We start from the raw sequence: 18,474 nt of genomic DNA, 5'->3' as shown, positions 1-18,474 counted from the left end.
GCCCGGAAACCCCTCAGCAGGCCGTCACTCCATGCCCCGTATACTCACCATTCCCGGGAACTGGCACCACCATGAGCGACCGTTTTGAACTCGTCTCGCCGTACTCGCCGGCAGGCGACCAGCCTGATGCCATCGCGAAGCTGACCAGCAACTTCGAAGCGGGCATCGCCAAGCAGACGCTGCTGGGCGTGACCGGCTCGGGCAAGACCTACACCATCGCCAACGTCATCCAGAACGTGCAGAAGCCGACGCTGATCATGGCGCCGAACAAGACGCTGGCCGCGCAGCTGTATGGCGAGTTCAAGGCGTTCTTCCCGCACAATGCGGTGGAGTACTTCGTCAGCTACTACGATTACTACCAGCCGGAAGCCTACGTGCCGTCGTCGGACACCTTCATCGAGAAGGACAGTTCGATCAACGAGCACATCGAGCAGATGCGGCTGGCGGCGACCAAGACCCTGCTGTCGCGCCCGGATGCGATCGTGGTGGCGACGGTGTCGGCGATCTACGGCCTGGGCGCACCGGAAGACTACCTGTCGCTGCGCCTGATCCTGTCCAAGGGCGAGCGCATCGACCAGCGCGACCTGATCAATCACCTTACCCAGCTGCAGTACACGCGCAACGAGTACGAGCTGCAGCGCGGTACGTTCCGCGTGCGTGGCGAAGTGATCGACGTGTTCCCGGCCGAGTCGGACAGCGAAGCGCTGCGCCTGGAGCTGTTCGATGGCGAGGTCGAGAAGATCACCCTGTTCGACCCGCTCACCGGCGAGACACTGCGCAACATGCAGCGCTTCACGGTCTACCCGAAGACCCACTACGCGACCACGCGCGAGCGTGTGCTGGCGGCGATCGAGACGATCAAGGTCGAGCTGAAGGAGCGGCTGGAGCAGCTGTACGCGCAGAACAAGCTGGTCGAAGCGCAACGCTTGGCGCAGCGCACCCAGTTCGATCTGGAAATGATGGCCGAGGTCGGCTTCTGCAACGGTATCGAGAACTACTCCCGGCACCTGACCGGCAAGAACGCCGGCGAACCGCCGCCGACCCTGTTCGACTACCTGCCGGCCGACGCGCTGCTGGTGATCGACGAATCGCACGTGACCATTCCGCAGATCGGTGCCATGTTCAAGGGTGACCGCTCGCGCAAGGAGACCCTGGTCGAGTTCGGGTTCCGGCTGCCCTCGGCGCTGGACAACCGGCCGCTGCGTTTCGAGGAGTGGGAAGAGCGCTGCCCGCGCAGCATCTACGTGTCGGCCACGCCGGGCCCCTATGAGTACCGCGAGGCCGGCGACGAGATCACCGAGCTGGTCGTACGTCCCACCGGGCTGATCGACCCGGTGGTGGAGATCCGCCCGGTGGGCACCCAGGTCGACGACCTGATGAGCGAGGCCAACGCGCGCATCAAGGCCGGTGACCGGGTGCTGGTCACCACGCTGACAAAGCGCATGGCCGAGAACCTCACCGAATACCTGACCGAACACGGTATCCGCGTGCGTTACCTGCACTCGGACGTGGATACGGTCGAGCGCGTGGAGATCATCCGCGACCTGCGCCTGGGCAAGTTCGATGTGCTGGTGGGCATCAACCTGCTGCGCGAAGGCCTGGACATGCCCGAGGTATCACTGGTGGCAATCCTGGATGCCGACAAGGAGGGCTTCCTGCGCTCCACCGGTTCGCTGATCCAGACCATCGGCCGTGCCGCGCGCAACGTGCGTGGCAAGGCGATCCTGTATGCGGACAAGATCACCCGTTCGATGCAGGCCGCGATCGATGAGACCGACCGCCGTCGTGCCAAGCAGGTCGAGTACAACGAGGAGCACGGCATCGTGCCGCGATCGGTGGCGCGTCCGATCGTCGACGTGCTGGAAGGCGCCCGTTCGGACGCCGCCGAGAAGGAGGCCAAGAAGGGCAAGGGCAAGGGCCGGGCGGGAGTGGCCGAAGAGGGGGCCGACTACCGTTCACTCAATCCGGCCCAGCTGGCGTCCCGTCTCAAGGCGCTGGAACAGCAGATGTACCAGCACGCCAAGAACCTGGAATTCGAGGATGCCGCCCGCGTGCGCGACCAGATCCGGCAGCTGAAGGAAGCGAGTCTGGGCTGAACGCGGCAGTGCAGCATCTTCTTCACAAAAGTGTTGCGCTTCACGGCCGGCATCCGTAATATACGCGGCCTGCACCGACGCAATCGCGGACGTTCAGAAGCAAAAACGGGCGGTTAGCTCAGCGGTAGAGCACTACCTTGACATGGTAGGGGTCACAGGTTCGAACCCTGTACCGCCCACCACGAAGTCTTCGGAAGGAGGCTGTCGTGAACTGCAAAGCCCGGCCCTGGCGCCGGGTTTTTACGTAGCAAGGCCAGCTTTCGGGCGGCAAGAACAAGATGGGCGGTTAGCTCAGCGGTAGAGCACTACCTTGACATGGTAGGGGTCACAGGTTCGAACCCTGTACCGCCCACCACCTGGCTCCCGGCATTGCCGGTGCAGCGGTGGATCACGATGGAAGCCGGCCTTGGGCCGGCTTTTTTCGTTTGCGCCGGTGGCCTGCAACCCGCGGTCAGCGTTGGGCCACCCATTCGTCAAGGCTGATCATGCGCTGCAGCCGCCAGTGCCCGTCCACGCGTTCCCAGACCTGCGCAAAGCGCGCCGAGCCGGCGTGCCGCTGCGGGGCGTCGGCCTGCAGCGGCTGATTGCCCACGCGCAGTACGCGATCCTGGCGCAGCCGGTACAGCTGCAGGGTTGCTGGATCCGCTTTCCGATCCGGCATCGATGATGCTTCTGCCTGCCCGGCGTCGGCCTGCAGGATCTGGCTGCGCAGGGAGGCATCCCCGGCGTCGGTATCGCGGCCGAACAGGCCGGCGCACAACAGCAGCAGGGCAAGCATCGGCATGGCACGGTGCTCCGGAGAAGGGAGTCCAGCGTGGCATTGCCCCCTGCGGTGTGAAACCGGTATGCGACGAAAGCCGGTAAAGCGCGCGCCAAGGCGCCCGGGGAAGGATGAATCCGGGGCCGGAAGTGCCGGGCCGCCCCTGGAGGCGACCCGGCGCGGTGCCCAATGTGCGGGTGGGCACCAATCATCGCCGCAGGCCTGGCTCAGCGCTGCGGCACCTGCAGCAGATCAGCGGGGCCGACCTGCGGCGCGGCTTCGATTACAGCGGATCGCAGCACAGCACCTGGCCAGGCTTGCCCGAGTTGCCGAACGGGCAGCTCGGATGCGGCTCGCAACCGGGCGCATAGCCGGTCTTGGGGGCGACGGCGAAGGCCTGGCTGGCACCGAAGGCCATGGCCGCAACAACGACGATACTGGCGACGGACGAAAGCACTTTCTTCCCGATCATGTGTATCTCCTTGGTTGGCGTAGTGGTGTTGCAGTTGCCGAAGGCACTGGGGTGCCGGTTGTGGCGCGTATGCGGTAAACGATGACGCGCGCGCTGATGCGGCGCGCGGTATCTCAGGGCAGTGCGGCGACTGGCGTCAGCGAGTTCATGGCGGCGCGCACCACCTGCTCATCAAGCTGGCCCACATGCTTGTAGATCACGCTGCCATCGGTGGCCAGCACCATCAGCATCGGCGTGACCGTGGCGCGGTAGCGATTGGACGCATCGCCCTCGCTGTCGATGGCGATCGGGAACTGCAACGCATGCTGTCCGGCGTAGTCGGCCAGTTGGTCGTAAGGAGGCAGTCCCACACCGATCAGCTCACTGCGGCCGCGCGCTGCTGCGATCTGTTGCAGCTGCGGCATCGAGGCCAGGCAGTAGCGGCAGGTGGTGGAAAAGAAGTACAGGATCTGAGGTGCGTCGCGCGCGCCGCCGATATCGACGTGGGTGTGCTGGGTCGTGCGCAGTGCCAGTGCATCCGGGCGGCTGCCCAGGCCGGGACCATGTGCTTCCAGCCGCATGTTCTGCAGTTGGGCAGCCATCTGCGCGTTGATCTGCCGGAGCTGGTGGTTCTGCCATCCCAGCGCAACGATCAGCGCGGACAGCAGCAGGGCGACAACGGGGAACAGGACGCGCTTCAGCATCGATCATCCTTGACACAGCGTTGGACCGAACATACCCGAACGGGCGCGTGGGATGTTAAGGCGATGTTCCCCGCACATCCGTAGAGGCGCCGCCTGGACTAGAGTGGTGCCTGCGCGGTCAGACACGCGCACCCCGCCACCACCACCAGGATCAAACACCGATGAGCGATCACGTACCGGTTTCCAGACCCAATCCGTTCTTCGAACTGCTGTTCGGCGGCAACATGCTGGAAGGCACCTTCAAGGCGGTGATCTGGGTGGCCTTGCTGGCGGCGGTGCTGGCCTGGACCACATTCCGCTGAGCGCGGTCGCTCAGGCGCTGAAGGCCTGGCGCAGGCTGCGCAGGGTGGCCTGGCGATGTTCCTTTGCGGTTGCTTCGCCCATCTCAAGTTCCTGCAGGCGCAATCCCACCAGCGTCATCGACAACGCATAGCCGCGCGCTGCATCGGCAGCGCGCGAAAGGCCCAGTGCGCGGCGCGTCAGTGCGTTCACGTGTTCCAGGTCGGGCAGCAGCCCCAGGTAGGCGCGCTCGGCGCTGTCCAGGTCCGGGGCACGCAGGATCGCGTGCGCTTCAGCAGCAGGGGAGACGGAGGCCATGGGGGGTCCTTTTCCGTTACGGGCGCTCGATCAGAACGAGCGCATCAGGGAAACGAAGGCCGACGTCTGGGTACCGCGACGGGCCATCGGGCTGTCCTTTACGGCATCGCCGAACCACTGGTTGGCGACGACGCCGGTCGCGCGCCACTTCGTGCCCAGGGGCGTGCTGACGGCGATCTGCAGGCTCGGTGATGTCGCGCTGCCCGGGGTGTAGGCGGCAAGTCCCGAGCGCAGCGCTTCTTCGTCGGTGATGCCGTAGTAGTAGTCGAGCAGGCGCGCACTGGAGTGCACCACGCCGACCTTGGGCACCCAGGTGAAGCGACCGGCCTGGATCGGATAGCTGTAGTGCAGGCGCGTCTCCATGCCACCTCCGTGCCCGGTGACCTCGCGCATCACGCTGGCCTCGACGATGCCCCAGTCGGCGCTGTATTCACCATTGATGCCGGCCATGGCGGACATCTGCCGGCTGTGCAGGCGACGCAGCTGAGGATCGTTCACGTCGTCGGTCTTGAAGCGCAGCGTGTAGGGCGTGACTGCCGCCGACAGGCGCAGGCCCTCGCGCTTGTACAGGTACATGCCCAGCGAGCCCGGGCTGGCGAAGAAGCGCTCGCCCTGCCAGGCAATGGACGGTACGACCAGCGGCTTGACGTCGTAGTGGGCGTACGCCCCTGAGGTCGCGCCGGCACTGATGCCGGCCTGCACCCCCGTGTTGCGGTCGGCGGCGTGGGCGATCAACGGAAGGCCGATGGCAGCGGAGAACAGCAACGGGGGCAGCAGGGTCGGGGACAGCGACGGCATCGATCAGCCACTTTGCGGGGGATGGCTGCGCATGGTGGGGGCACAACATTGTCAGAACATTGCGCCTTGGCAATCGGCACGCGAACGCGCCCAAACCCGGCGCCAGGCACTATGATCGGCACCGTTTCCGGTAGCCGAGCCCCTGATGCGCATCCTCCTGGTCGAAGACGATCCCGATCTGTCCCGTGCCCTGCAGTCGGGCCTGGAGCGGCAGGGCGTGGTCGCCGACGTGGTCGGCAGCCTGGCCGAAGCCGCGCTCGCGCTGCGCGAGCCGGTGCACCAGCTGATGCTGCTCGACCGCCAGCTGCCCGATGGCGATGGCGTGGCGTTCGTCGCGACCGCGCGCGCGCTGCGCCCGAACCTGGCGGTGATCATGCTGACCGCCAAGGGCACGCTGTCGGACAAGGTCGAGGGGCTGGACGTCGGTGCCGATGACTATCTGGTGAAGCCGGTGGCGATCGAAGAACTGATGGCGCGCATCCGTGCAGTCTCGCGGCGGCCCTCGGCAATGGTGACGCCGAGCCTGCGGCTGGGCCGGCTGGAATTCGACTTCGAATCGCTGCAGGCACAGGTGGAGGGACAGGCACTGGCGCTGCCACGCCGGCAGGTACTGGTCCTGCAGGCGCTGGCGATGCGCCAGGGGCGCACGGTCACCCGCAGCGCACTGGAGGCGGCGGTGTACGGTTTTGATGATGAGATCCAGTCCAATGCGCTTGATGCGCACATTTCCAAGCTGCGCAAGGCGCTGCAGCAGGCCGGGGCCGGCGTGGAGATCCATGTGATCCGAGGCGTCGGCTACCTGCTGGCGGAGGCCTGAGATGGCCCGTCCGATCCGCTCCATCACGCTTGGCCTGGCCTGGCGGCTGTTCCTGGCGCAGGCCTTCACCGTGCTGTTCGCGGTAGTCGCGCTGATCCTGACCTGGGGCGACAAAGACTCCTGGGGCATGGACATGTTCACCGCCGAGGCAGTGGCCAAAGCCGTGCACAGCGAAGGTGGCAGGTTGGTGCTGGACCAGGCGCGCTGGGAAAAGCTCAACGCCGGGGCCGGCGGCAATCTCTGGTTCGCGGCGGTCGACGACAAGGGCATGTGGCTGGAACGCGGCACGATTCCGGCGATCCACGCGCCGTTGCTGGCACGCTTGCCGACAGTGGGTGCAACCGAACTGGGTTCACTGGTGCCGCCCTATCTGGACGTGGCGCGGGTGATGATCCGCAACGAAGATGGGCGGCGCATCACGGTGATGGTGGGCGGGGCACCGAAGGGCGGGTTGCTGGATGGCGCGCTGATGGTGCTGCGCCTGATCGGCCTGTGGTTCTTCCTGCCGTTGATCGTGGTCACGCTGTTGGTGATGCCGACCGTGATCCACCGTGCGATGCGTGGCGTGCGCCGGTCCGCACAGCAGGCCAAGGAGCTGGACATCGGCCAGGCCGGCGCGCGGCTGGATGCACAGCTGGTGTCGACCGAGGTTGCGCCGCTGGTGGAGGCCTTCAACGATGCCATCGACAAGGTGCAGCAGGGCTATGCGGCGCGTGACAAGTTCCTTGCCGACGCCGCGCACGAACTGCGGGTGCCGATCGCGGTGGTGCAGGCGCGCCTGTCGCAGCTGCCGCAGGGCGAGCTCAAGTCGCAGCTGCTGACCGATGTTGCGCGGCTGGGCAACGTTGCCGAGCATCTGCTGGATCTGCAGCGGCTCGATCGCAACGTCGGCGCGCTGCAGCGGCTGGACCTGGCGCTGCTGGTGCGTGAGGCAGCCGCTGATCTGGCGCCACTGGTGGTCGGTGCCGGCTATGGCTTCGAAGTGGATGCACCGGAGGCTCCGGTGTGGATCCACGGCGACAGCCTGGCGCTGGGCCGGGTGATCGCCAACCTGGTGCACAACGCCATCGTCCACGGCGGCGGACGCGGCACCATCTGCGTGCGCCTGGACACGCGCGGCCTGCTGGAAGTCAGCGACCAGGGCGCCGGTATTCCAGTGAGCGACCGCGAGGCGATCTTCGAACCCTTCCATCGCCTCCGCGCGGCGGGCAGCGGCAGTGGCCTGGGCCTGCACCTGGTGAAGGAGATCGTGCAGCACCACGGCGGCTCGGTCAGTGTGGGTGAGGCCGCCGGCGGCGGTGCCAGCTTCCGGGTCAACTTCCACCGCGGCACCGTCCGGCGCTGACAGCCACGCGGGGAAAACCCCGATAGGCAGCCTGTTACGCCTGGCGGCAGGCTGGTGGAATGGTCTCCGAACGTTCCGTGCCGGCCCTGTTCGGCCCCGGCTGCGCCTCCGGCCTGGTGCTGGGTGCGTTGGCCTGCGTGCAGATGCCGGTGCTGCTGCCGCTGTGGCTGAGCGTGCCGATGGCGGTTGCCGGCGGCGCGGGCTGGCTGTTGTGCTGGCGCGGCCGCGCCTGGGCTGCAATCGCGCTCGGCCTGGCATGGGCCACATTGCACGGGCAGTGGGCCCTGCACGGCCAGCTACCACCGGGCGCGCCGCCGCAGGATGTGCAGGTGCGCGGGCGGGTGGCTGATCTTCCAAAGCGCGGGCCCGGCTACACGCGCTTCGTATTGCGCGTGGATGAGGCCGATACGCTGCCAGCACTGCGTGGCAAGCGCCTGCAGGTCACCTGGAACGACCCGTGGCGCAGATCGTCAGCGCACGAGGCCGAGGGCGGACGCCATGCAGTTCGTGCGGGATCGCATTGGCAGTTGTCGTTGCGCGTGCGTGCGCCACGCTCGCGGATCAATCCGGGCGGCTTCGATGGCGAACGCCATGCATTGCTGCGCGGCATTTCCGGCAATGGCACGGTGCGCGATCCGGGCGCTGCGCATGAGCGCACGCCCGCGCAGGGCCTGCCGGCCTGGCGCGAGCGCAGTAGTGACGCCATCGCCACGCAGGTGGCACATCCTGCCGCACGGTTCGTGCAGGCCTTGGCCCTGGGCGACACCCGCGGACTATCCGATGCCGACTGGGAGCACCTGCGCGCGCTGGGCCTGACCCATCTGGTCGCCATTTCCGGGTTTCACGTGGGCGTGGTGGCTGGTTTCGGCGTACTGCTGTGCCGCTTGTCGTGGTGGCTGTGTCCGCTGCTGGGACGGTACTGGCCACGGCCGCAGGCGGCGGCGTGGGGCGCGGCGCTGGCCGCAGCCGCTTACGCCGTGGCAGCCGGCGGCGCGCTGCCAACGGTGCGCGCGGCGCTGATGATCGCGCTGGTGGCACTGGCCCGTGCCGGACGTCGCCCGGTGGGTGCGGGGCAGGGGCTGGCCCTGGCCGCGATGGTGATGCTGCTGCCGGCGCCGCTGTCGGTGCTGTCGGCCGGGTTCTGGCTCAGCTTTGGCGGCGTGCTGTGGCTGCTGTGGTGCCTGCCGCGGACCGGGCCGGAGGGCGTCGGCGGCGGCCTGCGCGGCTTCCTGGCCGCGCAGGGCGTGGCCAGCCTCGGCCTGCTGCCGCTATGCGTGGCCTTGTTCGGTGGCACCGCGCGCTTGGGCCCGCTGGTCAATCTGCCGATCATCCCGTGGTGGACGTTGCTGGTGGTGCCGTTGTCGCTGCTGGGTACCGGCCTGCACGCGCTGCATGACGGCGCCGGGCGTTGGGCATGGCGCGCCGCCGCCTGGCTGTTCGAGTTCAGTTGGCAGGCGCTGCAGCCGTTGGCTCTGCACCCGCAGGCGATGTGGTGGTTGGCCGAGGCGCCGCGCTGGGCAGTACCGGCGGCGCTGCTGGGGGTGTTCTGGTGGCTGCTGCCGCGCGGCGGCGGCGGTGGCCTGGCGGGCCTGCTGCTGTGCCTGCCACTGCTGTGGCCCGCCCGGCATGCACCGGCCGAAGGGGAACTGGAGCTGCTGGTGCACGATGTCGGCCAGGGCACCGCGGTGTTGCTGCGCACGGCGCGGCACGCACTCTGGTACGACGTGGGGCCGCCGACCGGAGGCGATGGCAATGAACGGATCCTGGTGCCGGTGTTGCGTGCGCTGGGGCAGGGGCCGCCGCAGCGGGCGATGCTCAGCCATGACCATCTGGACCACACCGGCAGCCTGCCGAGCCTGCGCCGGCAATTGCCCGGGTTGCAGCTGATGGCGCCGCCCGGCAGCGCCATCGCCGGAGCCACGCCCTGCCAGCAGGGGATGCGCTGGCAGTGGGACGGTGTCGACTTCCAGGTGCTGCACCCGGCACCGGGCAGCCGGCAGGCTGAGAATGAAGACAGTTGCGTGCTGCGCGTCGCCAGCCGTCATGGCGTGGTCCTGCTGCCGGGCGATATCGGCCGCCCGGCCGAGCAGGTGCTGTTGCAGGCGTCTCCGGCGGCATTGAAGGCGGATGTGGTGCTGGTGCCGCACCATGGCAGCGGTGGCAGCTCCAGCGCGCCGTGGGTGGCCGCCGTGGCGCCACGGTTGGCGGTGGTCTCGGCCGGGCACCGCAACCGCTTCGGTCATCCACGCCGGGACGTGGTCGAGCGCTGGCAGGCGCAGGGGGCGGAAGTGCTGGCCACGGCCGACTCCGGGGCGATCCGCGTATGGCTTGGTGCACAAGGGCTGCAGCTGCGTGAACAGCGTATCCACGCATCCCGGTGGTGGGATGCCGCTGGGCGGGCGCGGTCGGCTGCTATCCTATCGCCGATCGAACAAGCGGCCATTGGGCCGGAGGGTTGAAACGTGTGGGAACTGGTCAAGGCCGGTGGCTGGCCGATGGTGCCGCTGCTGCTGTTGGGCGTACTGGCTTTGGCGATCATCCTGGAGCGTTTCTGGTCCCTGCGGCGAACTGAGGTGCTGCCGCCCGGCCTCGGCCAGGAAGTGCGCAACTGGGCCGCGCGCGGCAAGCTCGACCCGGCCCACCTGCAGACCCTGCGTAGCAACTCGCCGCTGGGCGCGCTGCTGGCCGCCGCACTGGAAGCGCGCAACCGCCCGCGCGACCAGATCCGCGAACGCATCGAAGACACCGGCCGTCACCTGGTGCACCGCATGGAGCGTTTCCTGAACGCGCTGGGCACCATCGCCTCGGCCGGCCCGCTGCTGGGCCTGCTTGGCACGGTCATCGGCATGATCCAGATGTTCCTGGGCATCCTCGACCACGGCGTGGGCGACGTGAACCAGCTGGCCGGCGGTATCGGCAAGGCGCTGGTGTGCACCGCCACCGGCATGATCGTGGCCATCCCGGCGCTGATGTTCCATCGCTACTTCAAGGGCCGCATCCACGGTTACGTGGTGGAAATGGAACAGGAAGCGAGCGCCCTGCTGGATACGCTCGACGGCCGTCCCGGGGTGATGAACCCGGCCCCGGCCGCGCGTCCGGCCGGCGCCGCCACGGCGAAGGCCTGATCGATGCGTATCGGCAACGACCGATCCCAGGATGAGCCGCATATCGATCTGGTGCCGCTGATCGACGTCATCCTGGTGCTGATCATCTTCTTCGTGGTCACCACCACCTTCGATGCGCGTTCGACGCTGCAGGTGCAGCTGCCTACGGCCAGCCAGCAGCAGACCAACGAACCGCCGCGCTCGCTCAGCGTGCTGATCAACGCCGAAGGCCGCTACTTCATCAATGACCAGGAAGTGCTGCGCAGCGACGTCGAGTCGGTCAAGCAGACCATCGCCGCCGTGGCCGGCAGCGATCGCGAGCAGACCGTGCTGCTGCGTGCCGACGCACGCACTCCCTACCAGGCCGTGGTGACCGCGCAGGATGCGCTGGGTCAGCTCGGCTTCCGCCGTATTGCCATTGCAACAGCACCCGAGGTGCGTCCATGAGTTCCAATCACGCGCCGGTGTGGCCGATCTACAAACGTCTGCTGGGGTACACCCGCGCCTACTGGGCGTTCATGGTGGCCGCGGTCATCGCCATGGTGGTCGAAGCCCTGGCGGGCTATCACTTCACCAAGTTGATGGAGCCGCTGGTCAACCGTGGTTTCGTCAATCCGGAACCGCGCATGGCGGTGATCCTGCCGCTGACGATCCTCGGCCTGTTCCTGATGCGCAGCATTGCCACCTGGGTGAGCGACTATGCGCTGGCCAAGACCGGCCGCAGCGTGGTGCGCGACCTGCGCGAACAGGTGCTGGCCAAGTACCTGCACCTGCCATCCTCGCATTTCGATACCGAAGCGACGCCGGTGATGGTCAGCCGCCTGAACTTCGACACCGAGCAGGTCACCCAGGCCAGCGCCGATGCACTCAAGACCGTGGTCGCCGATACCCTGACCATCATCGCCATGCTGGCGGTGATGCTGCAGATGAGCGTCAAGGTCACCGTGGCGATGCTGGTGGTGGTGCCGCTGATCGGCGTGATCGTGTCCTTCGTGGGCAAGCGCTACCGCCGCATCAGCCGTGGCATCCAGGACGGCATGGGCTCGATGGCGCAGACCGCCGAGCAGTCGCTGGCCGCGCAGCAGGAAGTGAAGGTGCATGGCACCCAGCAGCACGAGATCACACGCTATTCGCGCCTGGCCAACCGCATGCTGTCGCTGAACATGAAGGTGGAAGTCACCCGTGCCGCGGCGTCCAGCGTGGTCCAGTTCCTGGCCGCCCTGGCACTGGCGGTGATCGTCTGGGTATCTACGCGCGAAGCGCTTGCCGGTCGTCTCAATGCGGGCCAGTTCATGGGCCTGATGACCTCGATGATGGCGATCATTCCTTCGCTGCGTCGTCTGACCAGCGTGCAGACCTCGATCTCGCGGGGCGTGGCAGCTGCCGAGCGTCTGTTCAGCATTCTCGACATGCCGGTGGAGCGCGACGAGGGCCGCAAGACAGTGCAGCGCGTGCGTGGCGAACTGGCCTTCGACCACGTCATGCTGCGTTACCGCGAGGACAGTGGCATTGCGCTGGACGACATCAGCTTTGTTGCCAAGCCCGGAACGGTCACCGCCATCGTCGGCCGCTCAGGCAGCGGCAAGACCAGCCTGATCCGGCTGGTGCCGCGTTTCTATGAACCCAGCGGCGGACGCATCACCCTTGATGGCGTGGCGCTGGATGATTATCCGCTGGCCGACCTGCGTCGCCAGGTGGCGATGGTGGGGCAGAAGGTCATGCTGTTCGATGACACCATCGCTGCCAACATCGCTTACGGCATGGAGGCCAGCGACGAGCAGATCCGCGCGGCGGCCGAAGCGGCCAATGCGTGGGAATTCATCGCACGCATGCCGCAGCAGCTGCAGACCCCGGTAGGCGAGAACGGCGCGTTGCTGTCAGGCGGCCAGCGCCAGCGCCTGGCGATCGCCCGCGCGATCCTGCGGGATGCGCCTATCCTGATCCTTGATGAAGCCACCGCCGCGCTGGACAACGAATCCGAGCGGCTGGTGCAGGATGCGCTGCAGCGCCTGATGCCGGAGCGCACCACGCTGGTCATCGCGCACCGCCTGTCGACCATCGAGCACGCCGACCTGGTGCTGGTGATGGACCACGGGCGCATCGTCGAACGTGGCACCCACAAGGAGCTGCTTGCCATGGGCGGCCTGTACCAGCATCTGCACAGCATGCAGTTCCGCGAAAGGCAGGACTGATGGCCGGCAAGGGTACCCAGACCCCGCCGTACTGGTACGACGGCAGCCCGGTTCCGTGGGCGATGCGTCTGCTGGCGCCGCTGTATGCCGGCGTCACCGCGCTGCGCCGCCGGGCCTATCGGCGTGGCTGGCGCAAGCGCTACACGCTGCCGGTACCGGTCATCGTGGTTGGCAACATCACCGCCGGGGGCACCGGCAAGACGCCGCTGACCATCGCCCTGGTCGAGCGCCTGCGTGCCGCCGGCTGGAAGCCGGGCGTGGCCAGTCGTGGCTACGGCCGCGAAGATGCGGACAAACCGCTTTGGGTGAAGGCTGATACGCCGACCGCCAAGGGCGGTGACGAACCAGTGCTGATCGCCTGGAAGACCGGCGTGCCGGTGCGCGTGGACAGTGACCGCGTTGCTGCCGGCAAGGCGCTGATCGAGGCCGGCTGCGATGTGATCGTCTGCGACGACGGTCTGCAGCACTACCGGCTGGCGCGCGACATCGAAATCGAGGTGGTTGATGCGCAGCGCCGCTACGGTAATGGCCGGATGATTCCGGCCGGACCACTGCGCGAGCCGGTCAGCCGCGCCAGCGAGTGCGATTTCCGCGTGGTCAATCTCGGCCAGGCCGATGAGGAATCTGCGGCCCAGGCCTGTGGCTTCGGCCAGTGGCCGATGGCACTGCACATCGCCAGCGCACAACCGCTGGCCGGAGGCCGTGCCCGTCCGCTGTCGTACTTCAAGGGCCAGCGCGTGCACGCCGTGGCCGGCATCGCGCATCCGCAGCGGTTTTTCGACATGCTGCGCGCACGTGGTATCGGCGTCGTACCGCACGCCTTCGCCGACCATCAGGCCTATCAGCCGCAGGACCTGTCCTTCGGCAGCCAGCTGCCGGTGCTGATGACCGAAAAGGATGCGGTGAAATGCCGCGCGTTCGGCAATGACTGGCATTACGCGGTCCCACTGCGTGCCGAGCTGCCTGCCGCATTCTGGGTGGCGCTGACCGACCGCCTGGACAAGCTGCGACCGAACTGAATGGCGCGGCGGCGCTTGCATTCATGCGCCGCCGGCCGCATTCCCGTTGTAACGAGCCTGCCGAGTACCGCCCCATGACCGAATTCGTCGTCGCCATTCCGGCCCGCTATGCCGCCTCGCGGTTGCCGGGCAAGCCGCTGCGCCTGCTGGGCGGTGAGCCGCTGGTGCTGCACGTGGCGCGCCGCGCGCTGCAGGCCGGTGCCGGAGAGGTCTGGGTCGCTACCGACGACCAGCGCATTGCCGACGCACTGTCCGGGCTGGCCGAAGTGAAGGTGGCAATGACCGCCACCTCGCATGCTTCCGGTACCGACCGCCTGGCCGAGTGCGCGCGCATCGCTGGCTGGGCCGACGACACCGTGGTGGTCAATCTGCAGGGCGATGAACCGTTCGCGCCCGCGGCGGGTATTCGTGCGGTGGCCGAGGCGCTGGTTGAAGGCAATGCGCCGATGTCGACCCTGGCCACGACCGTCGAGGACGCGCACACCCTGTTCGACCCGAACGTGGTGAAGCTGGTGCGCAACGTGCGCAACGAGGCGATGTACTTCAGCCGCGCGCCGATCGCGTGGCACCGCGATGGCTTTGCGCGCAGCCGCGACACGTTGCCGGCCGGTCACAACTGGCTGCGCCATATCGGCATCTACGGCTACCGGGCCGGTTTCCTGCAGCAGTTCGCGACGATGCCGCCGGGCCAGCTGGAGCAGGTCGAATCGCTGGAACAGCTGCGCGTGCTGGAAGCGGGCTTCCCGATCAGCGTGGCGATCTCGCCGGAGCCGTTCCCTGCCGGCATCGACACCCCGGAGGACCTGGAGCGCGCCGAAGCGTTGTTGCAGGCAATGGCCGCGCGATGAAGCTGCTGGTCGTCTGCCTCGGCAACATCTGCCGTTCGCCGATGGCCGAAGGTGCGCTGCGCGCCCGCCTGGAGGCCTCGCCGCTGGCTGGGCGGGTGCAGGTGGATTCGGCTGGCACCGGCGACTGGCACGTGGGCGAGCCACCGGACCGGCGCGCCATCGCCTGCGCGGCCGGGCACGGTGTGGACATCGGCGGCCTGCGTGCGCGCCAGCTGCAGGCCGCGGATTTCGACCGCTTCGACTGGATCCTGTGCGCCGACGAAGCCAACCTGCGTGATGCCGGTCGCTTGGCCACCTCTGCCCAGCGCGAACGCCTGGCACTGTACCTGCCATGGTCGGGCGGAGAGGGCCGGATGGCGATCCCGGATCCCTACACCGGCGGTAGTGATCATTTCGAACAGGTCTGGTCGCTGGTCGACAATGCTGCAAAACGTGCCGTGGCACGACTGTTGCATGACGCCGACTCCGGCATAATCGGGTCATGAACGTCCAGCCCGTCCCGGACCTGCCCGAGTTCGCCACCTGGCTCAATGCCACCCCCTGCACCCTGACCGAACTGCGCGGTCGGCCGGTGGCGCTGTTGTTCGTCAACGCCGCCTCCGCCTGGAGCGCGCAACGCCTGGCCGAATTCGGCCAATGGCTGTCGCGCCACCCCGGCAAGCTGCAACCGCTGGTGCTGCAAGTGCCGCGCTTCGACTTCGAACGCGACGCCGGTGCCGCACTGAAGCTGCTGCGCCGCCAGGGCCTGTCGATGCCGGTGCTGCTAGATGCCGACTGGGATGGCTGGCGTCGCTTCGGCATCACCGCCTGGCCGACCCTGGTGCTGCTGGATGCGCAGGGCCGCGAACAGCAGCGGCTGGTCGGCCAGGGCGCGCCCGGCGAACTGGAGCGTGCCTTGAACGCACTGTGCGAAGGCGCACCGTCGGCGCCGCCGCGCGGCGGCAGCGAACTGCATCCGGAACCGCGCCAGTCCCTGCGCTTCCCGCAGGGACTGGCGGTCAGCACCGAACGCCTGTACATCGCCGACAGCGGCCATCACCGCATCCTCGAATGCAGCCATGGTGGCCGCATCCTGCGCCAGTTCGGCCTCGGCACCGCCGATTTCATGGACGGCAACCTCGCCGAAGCGGCGTTCCATCGCCCGCAGGCGCTGGTGCTGGAGCGCGATTCGCTGTACGTCGCCGACACCGGCAACCACGCGGTGCGCCGTATCAACCTGCTGACCGGCATCGTCGATACGCTGTGTGGCAACGGTCGTCCCGGGGCGCCGGTGGAAGGTCCGGTCGCGCAGGCGCGGCAGGTCCCGCTGGACCATCCGGTTGGCCTGGCCATCGCCGACAACCAGCTGTACATCGCCATGGCCGGCGACAACCGCATCTGGAGCTACCACCTGGGCCAGCGCAGCCTGCAATGGCGCGCGGGCAGTGGTTCCATCGACGAGCGGGATGGCAGCGGCCATCTGGCTGCCTTTGCCCAGCCAACCGCGCTGGCCGTGGTGCAGCAGGTGCTGTACGTGGCCGATGCGCTGGGTTCCTCGATCCGCGCGCTGCAACTGCGCGGCGACCTGGTGCAGACGCTGGTCGGGCAGGGGCCGTGGCGCTTCGGCAGTGAAGACGGCCCGCGTGCGCAGGCCAGCCTGCAGTTCCCCCAGGCGATTGCATTGAGCGCGGACGCCCCGCTGCTGTGGATTGCCGATACCGGCAACGGCCGCCTGCGCACGCTGCGCCTGGGCGGTGGCGAACTGACCACCCAGCCCCTGCCGCGTCGCCTGCATGGCCCGGCCGGATTGGCGGTGGGCGCCGGGGCGGTGTGGATCGCCGAGACCGACGCCCACGCCGTGCTGCGATTCGACCCCGACAGCGGCGTGCTCAGCGAAGTGCCGATCAGCGAATGACCGACGTTCCTGCTCCGGTCTTCGACGGCAAGGCCTTCGCGGCCCAGCTCAGCACCGCCCCCGGCGTATACCGCATGTACGCGGCCGACGACACTCTGCTGTACGTGGGCAAGGCGCGCGCGCTGCGCAATCGCGTCGGCAGCTATTTCAACGGCAGCCCGAAGAACGCGCGGATCATGTCGATGATCTCGCAGATCACGCGCATGGACGTGACCGTGACGCGCTCGGAAGCCGAGGCGCTGCTGCTGGAAAACCAGCTGATCAAGTCGCTGTCGCCGCGCTACAACGTCTCGCTGCGCGACGACAAGACCTACCCGCATGTGCTGCTGACCCGCGAGGACTGGCCGCGCATCGCGCTGCATCGTGGTCCGCGCGCCATTCCCGGTCGCTATTTCGGGCCGTATCCCGGCGTGACCGCAGTGCGCGAAACGCTGAACCTGATGCACAAGCTGTTCAAGCTGCGCAGCTGCGAGGACAGCGTGTTCCGCAACCGCTCGCGGCCCTGCCTGCAGTACCAGATCGGACGCTGCAGCGCGCCCTGCGTGGAGCTGGTGCCGGCAGCGGAGTATGCCGAGTCGGTACGCCGCGCCGCGCTGTTCCTCGAAGGCAAGAGCGACGAGCTCACCCGCGAGCTGGGCGAGCAGATGCAGGCTGCCAGCGAGGCACTGGAATTCGAGCAGGCTGCGCGTCTGCGCGACCTGATTTCCTCGCTGCGCAGCATGCAGACCCGGCAGTACGTGGATGGCCGCGCCGCCGACCTGGACGTGCTGGCGGTGGCCATGCAGGGCTCGCAGGCCTGCGTGCTGCTGCTGGCGTTCCGTGATGGCCGCAACCTTGGTACCCGTCCGTTCTTCCCGCGCACCAACGGTGAAGAAAGCCCGGAAGAGGTGCTGGCCGCGTTCGTCTCGCAGTACTACATCGAATTCGAGCCGCCGCGCGAGATCCTGCTGGACCGCGAGATTCCCGACGCCGACCTGCTGGTTGCCGCGCTGTCGGCCTCCGCCGAGCGCAAGGTGCAGCTGAAGTGGAACGTGCGCGGCGAGCGCGCCGGCTACGTGGAACTGGCCAGCCGCAACGCGCAGCTGACCCTGGCCACCGAACTCAACAGCCGCAACGCGCAGCACGCGCGCAGCGATGCGCTGCGCGAGATGCTGGGCCTGGCCGAGCCGGTCAAGCGGGTCGAGTGTTTCGATATCAGCCACACCCTGGGCGAGGCTACCGTGGCCTCGTGCGTGGTGTTCGACGCCGCCGGTCCGGTGCGCGCGCAGTACCGCCGCTTCAACATCAGCGGCATCGAGCCGGGCGATGACTACGCCGCCATGCGCCAGGCCATCGACCGCCGCTTCCGCCGTGCGGTGGAAGAGCAGGGCGTGCTGCCGGACGTGCTGCTGATCGACGGCGGCGCCGGGCAGCTGGCGCAGGCCCAGGCCGCACTGGCCGATCTGGGCGTGGAAGGCGTGTTGCTGGTGGGCGTGGCCAAAGGCGTGGAGCGCCGCGCCGGCCACGAAGCGCTGGTGATGCCCGATGGCCGCGAGCTGCGCCCGGGCGCGGCCAACCCGGCGCTGCAGTTCATCCAGCAGGTGCGCGACGAGGCGCACCGCTTCGCCATCACCGGCCATCGCGGCCGCCGCCAGAAGGCGCGGATGACCAGCAAGCTTGAGGATATACCCGGCATCGGGCCGCGCCGCCGCGCCAGCCTGCTCAAGCATTTCGGTGGCCTGGTGGGCCTGAAAGCGGCCGGTGAAGCGGAAATCGCCAAGGTGGAAGGCATCAATGACGCCCTTGCGGCACGCATCTACGCTAACCTGCACGGGTTGGCCACGCCTGATGCGGCCGAGTAGAGAGAGAA

The 18,474-nt window shown here is 67.9% G+C and carries 18 protein-coding genes and 2 tRNA genes; 15 read left to right on the top strand and 5 right to left on the bottom strand.

Going from position 1 to position 18,474, the window contains the following annotated elements:
• The first annotated feature begins 71 nt into the window (after nt 1–71).
• From uvrB to HLA98_RS00995, 3 genes are all read left to right on the top strand, one after another.
• A complete protein-coding gene (uvrB, locus tag HLA98_RS01005) occupies nt 72–2,096 on the top strand; it encodes an excinuclease ABC subunit UvrB (RefSeq protein WP_057500258.1) in 2,025 nt (674 codons plus the stop codon).
• A gap of 107 nt (nt 2,097–2,203) precedes the next feature.
• Nucleotides 2,204–2,278: transfer RNA gene (locus HLA98_RS01000), tRNA-Val, on the top strand.
• 98 nt (nt 2,279–2,376) lie between these two features.
• Nucleotides 2,377–2,451, top strand: a tRNA-Val gene (locus HLA98_RS00995).
• Between the two features lie 96 nt (nt 2,452–2,547).
• On the opposite strand, the gene HLA98_RS00990 is transcribed toward HLA98_RS00995, so the two are convergent.
• The 3 genes from HLA98_RS00990 to HLA98_RS00980 form a co-directional block, all read right to left on the bottom strand.
• Nucleotides 2,548–2,880, bottom strand: coding sequence for a hypothetical protein (locus HLA98_RS00990; RefSeq protein ID WP_057500259.1), 333 nt, complete (start codon nt 2,878–2,880; stop codon nt 2,548–2,550).
• A 259-nt stretch (nt 2,881–3,139) separates the two neighbouring features.
• A complete protein-coding gene (locus HLA98_RS00985) occupies nt 3,140–3,328 on the bottom strand; it encodes a hypothetical protein (RefSeq protein WP_057500260.1) in 189 nt (62 codons plus the stop codon).
• 113 nt (nt 3,329–3,441) lie between these two features.
• Nucleotides 3,442–4,011 carry a TlpA family protein disulfide reductase gene (locus HLA98_RS00980; RefSeq protein WP_049444509.1) on the bottom strand — a complete coding sequence of 190 codons (570 nt, stop codon included), beginning with the start codon at nt 4,009–4,011 and terminating at the stop codon, nt 3,442–3,444.
• A gap of 161 nt (nt 4,012–4,172) precedes the next feature.
• Between HLA98_RS00980 and HLA98_RS00975 the strand changes: the two genes are divergently transcribed.
• A complete protein-coding gene (locus tag HLA98_RS00975) occupies nt 4,173–4,313 on the top strand; it encodes a hypothetical protein (RefSeq protein ID WP_162838403.1) in 141 nt (46 codons plus the stop codon).
• A gap of 10 nt (nt 4,314–4,323) precedes the next feature.
• Here the strand turns inward: HLA98_RS00975 and HLA98_RS00970 are convergent, their stop codons facing one another.
• Nucleotides 4,324–4,608, bottom strand: a complete 285-nt coding sequence (locus HLA98_RS00970) for a hypothetical protein (RefSeq protein ID WP_019337170.1) — start codon at nt 4,606–4,608, stop codon at nt 4,324–4,326.
• A 30-nt stretch (nt 4,609–4,638) separates the two neighbouring features.
• On the bottom strand, nt 4,639–5,406 hold the full coding sequence (locus tag HLA98_RS00965; RefSeq protein ID WP_057500261.1) for a MipA/OmpV family protein: 768 nt from the start codon (nt 5,404–5,406) through the stop codon (nt 4,639–4,641).
• 145 nt (nt 5,407–5,551) lie between these two features.
• Between HLA98_RS00965 and HLA98_RS00960 the strand changes: the two genes are divergently transcribed.
• The 11 genes from HLA98_RS00960 (at nt 5,552) to uvrC (ending at nt 18,466) form a co-directional block, all read left to right on the top strand.
• The gene (locus HLA98_RS00960) at nt 5,552–6,223 is read left to right on the top strand and encodes a response regulator transcription factor (protein ID WP_057500262.1); all 672 of its coding nucleotides are present in this window, start codon (nt 5,552–5,554) and stop codon (nt 6,221–6,223) included.
• A 1-nt stretch (nt 6,224) separates the two neighbouring features.
• Nucleotides 6,225–7,568 (top strand): sensor histidine kinase, encoded by a 1,344-nt coding sequence (locus tag HLA98_RS00955; RefSeq protein ID WP_049444515.1) that lies wholly within the window; start codon nt 6,225–6,227, stop codon nt 7,566–7,568.
• A 59-nt stretch (nt 7,569–7,627) separates the two neighbouring features.
• Nucleotides 7,628–10,027, top strand: coding sequence for a DNA internalization-related competence protein ComEC/Rec2 (locus HLA98_RS00950; protein ID WP_057500263.1), 2,400 nt, complete (start codon nt 7,628–7,630; stop codon nt 10,025–10,027).
• A 3-nt stretch (nt 10,028–10,030) separates the two neighbouring features.
• Nucleotides 10,031–10,693, top strand: coding sequence for a MotA/TolQ/ExbB proton channel family protein (locus tag HLA98_RS00945; protein ID WP_049444519.1), 663 nt, complete (start codon nt 10,031–10,033; stop codon nt 10,691–10,693).
• A gap of 3 nt (nt 10,694–10,696) precedes the next feature.
• Complete coding sequence (locus HLA98_RS00940; RefSeq protein ID WP_004152323.1) at nt 10,697–11,119, top strand: ExbD/TolR family protein; 423 nt, start codon at nt 10,697–10,699, stop codon at nt 11,117–11,119.
• Nucleotides 11,116–12,864 (top strand): lipid A export permease/ATP-binding protein MsbA, encoded by a 1,749-nt coding sequence (gene msbA / locus HLA98_RS00935; protein ID WP_057500264.1) that lies wholly within the window; start codon nt 11,116–11,118, stop codon nt 12,862–12,864. Before HLA98_RS00940 ends, msbA begins: the two co-directional genes overlap by 4 nt.
• Nucleotides 12,864–13,883 (top strand): tetraacyldisaccharide 4'-kinase, encoded by a 1,020-nt coding sequence (gene lpxK, locus HLA98_RS00930; RefSeq protein ID WP_057500265.1) that lies wholly within the window; start codon nt 12,864–12,866, stop codon nt 13,881–13,883. Before msbA ends, lpxK begins: the two co-directional genes overlap by 1 nt.
• Nucleotides 13,884–13,957: 74 nt before the next feature.
• Nucleotides 13,958–14,731 (top strand): 3-deoxy-manno-octulosonate cytidylyltransferase, encoded by a 774-nt coding sequence (gene kdsB, locus HLA98_RS00925; RefSeq protein WP_057500266.1) that lies wholly within the window; start codon nt 13,958–13,960, stop codon nt 14,729–14,731.
• Nucleotides 14,728–15,216 (top strand): low molecular weight protein-tyrosine-phosphatase, encoded by a 489-nt coding sequence (locus HLA98_RS00920; RefSeq protein ID WP_057500267.1) that lies wholly within the window; start codon nt 14,728–14,730, stop codon nt 15,214–15,216. Before kdsB ends, HLA98_RS00920 begins: the two co-directional genes overlap by 4 nt.
• On the top strand, nt 15,213–16,625 hold the full coding sequence (locus HLA98_RS00915) for a hypothetical protein (protein WP_057500268.1): 1,413 nt from the start codon (nt 15,213–15,215) through the stop codon (nt 16,623–16,625). The genes HLA98_RS00920 and HLA98_RS00915 overlap by 4 nt, the downstream gene beginning before the upstream one ends.
• Nucleotides 16,622–18,466, top strand: coding sequence for an excinuclease ABC subunit UvrC (uvrC, locus tag HLA98_RS00910; protein ID WP_057500269.1), 1,845 nt, complete (start codon nt 16,622–16,624; stop codon nt 18,464–18,466). Before HLA98_RS00915 ends, uvrC begins: the two co-directional genes overlap by 4 nt.
• Nucleotides 18,467–18,474: the final 8 nt, after the last annotated feature.

Source organism: Stenotrophomonas africana (assembly GCF_013004645.1).
In the GTDB taxonomy this organism is placed as follows: Bacteria; Pseudomonadota; Gammaproteobacteria; order Xanthomonadales; family Xanthomonadaceae; genus Stenotrophomonas; species Stenotrophomonas africana.
The sequence above is the reverse complement of the archived record's forward strand: the minus strand, read 5'-3'. Positions and strand labels throughout refer to the sequence as shown.

Excerpts from the sequence above, each read along its gene's own strand:
- HLA98_RS00960 (WP_057500262.1), top strand. The coding sequence starts at position 5,552 with ATGCGCATCCTCCTGGTCGAAGACGATCCCGATCTGTCCCGTGCCCTG.
- uvrC (WP_057500269.1), top strand. The coding sequence starts at position 16,622 with ATGACCGACGTTCCTGCTCCGGTCTTCGACGGCAAGGCCTTCGCGGCC.
- HLA98_RS00970 (WP_019337170.1), bottom strand. The coding sequence starts at position 4,608 with ATGGCCTCCGTCTCCCCTGCTGCTGAAGCGCACGCGATCCTGCGTGCC.
- HLA98_RS00915 (WP_057500268.1), top strand. The coding sequence starts at position 15,213 with ATGAACGTCCAGCCCGTCCCGGACCTGCCCGAGTTCGCCACCTGGCTC.
- kdsB (WP_057500266.1), top strand. The coding sequence starts at position 13,958 with ATGACCGAATTCGTCGTCGCCATTCCGGCCCGCTATGCCGCCTCGCGG.
- lpxK (WP_057500265.1), top strand. The coding sequence starts at position 12,864 with ATGGCCGGCAAGGGTACCCAGACCCCGCCGTACTGGTACGACGGCAGC.
- uvrB (WP_057500258.1), top strand. The coding sequence starts at position 72 with ATGAGCGACCGTTTTGAACTCGTCTCGCCGTACTCGCCGGCAGGCGAC.
- HLA98_RS00940 (WP_004152323.1), top strand. The coding sequence starts at position 10,697 with ATGCGTATCGGCAACGACCGATCCCAGGATGAGCCGCATATCGATCTG.
- HLA98_RS00975 (WP_162838403.1), top strand. The coding sequence starts at position 4,173 with ATGAGCGATCACGTACCGGTTTCCAGACCCAATCCGTTCTTCGAACTG.
- msbA (WP_057500264.1), top strand. The coding sequence starts at position 11,116 with ATGAGTTCCAATCACGCGCCGGTGTGGCCGATCTACAAACGTCTGCTG.
- HLA98_RS00955 (WP_049444515.1), top strand. The coding sequence starts at position 6,225 with ATGGCCCGTCCGATCCGCTCCATCACGCTTGGCCTGGCCTGGCGGCTG.
- HLA98_RS00990 (WP_057500259.1), bottom strand. The coding sequence starts at position 2,880 with ATGCCGATGCTTGCCCTGCTGCTGTTGTGCGCCGGCCTGTTCGGCCGC.
- HLA98_RS00985 (WP_057500260.1), bottom strand. The coding sequence starts at position 3,328 with ATGATCGGGAAGAAAGTGCTTTCGTCCGTCGCCAGTATCGTCGTTGTT.
- HLA98_RS00950 (WP_057500263.1), top strand. The coding sequence starts at position 7,628 with ATGGTCTCCGAACGTTCCGTGCCGGCCCTGTTCGGCCCCGGCTGCGCC.
- HLA98_RS00980 (WP_049444509.1), bottom strand. The coding sequence starts at position 4,011 with ATGCTGAAGCGCGTCCTGTTCCCCGTTGTCGCCCTGCTGCTGTCCGCG.
- HLA98_RS00920 (WP_057500267.1), top strand. The coding sequence starts at position 14,728 with ATGAAGCTGCTGGTCGTCTGCCTCGGCAACATCTGCCGTTCGCCGATG.
- HLA98_RS00965 (WP_057500261.1), bottom strand. The coding sequence starts at position 5,406 with ATGCCGTCGCTGTCCCCGACCCTGCTGCCCCCGTTGCTGTTCTCCGCT.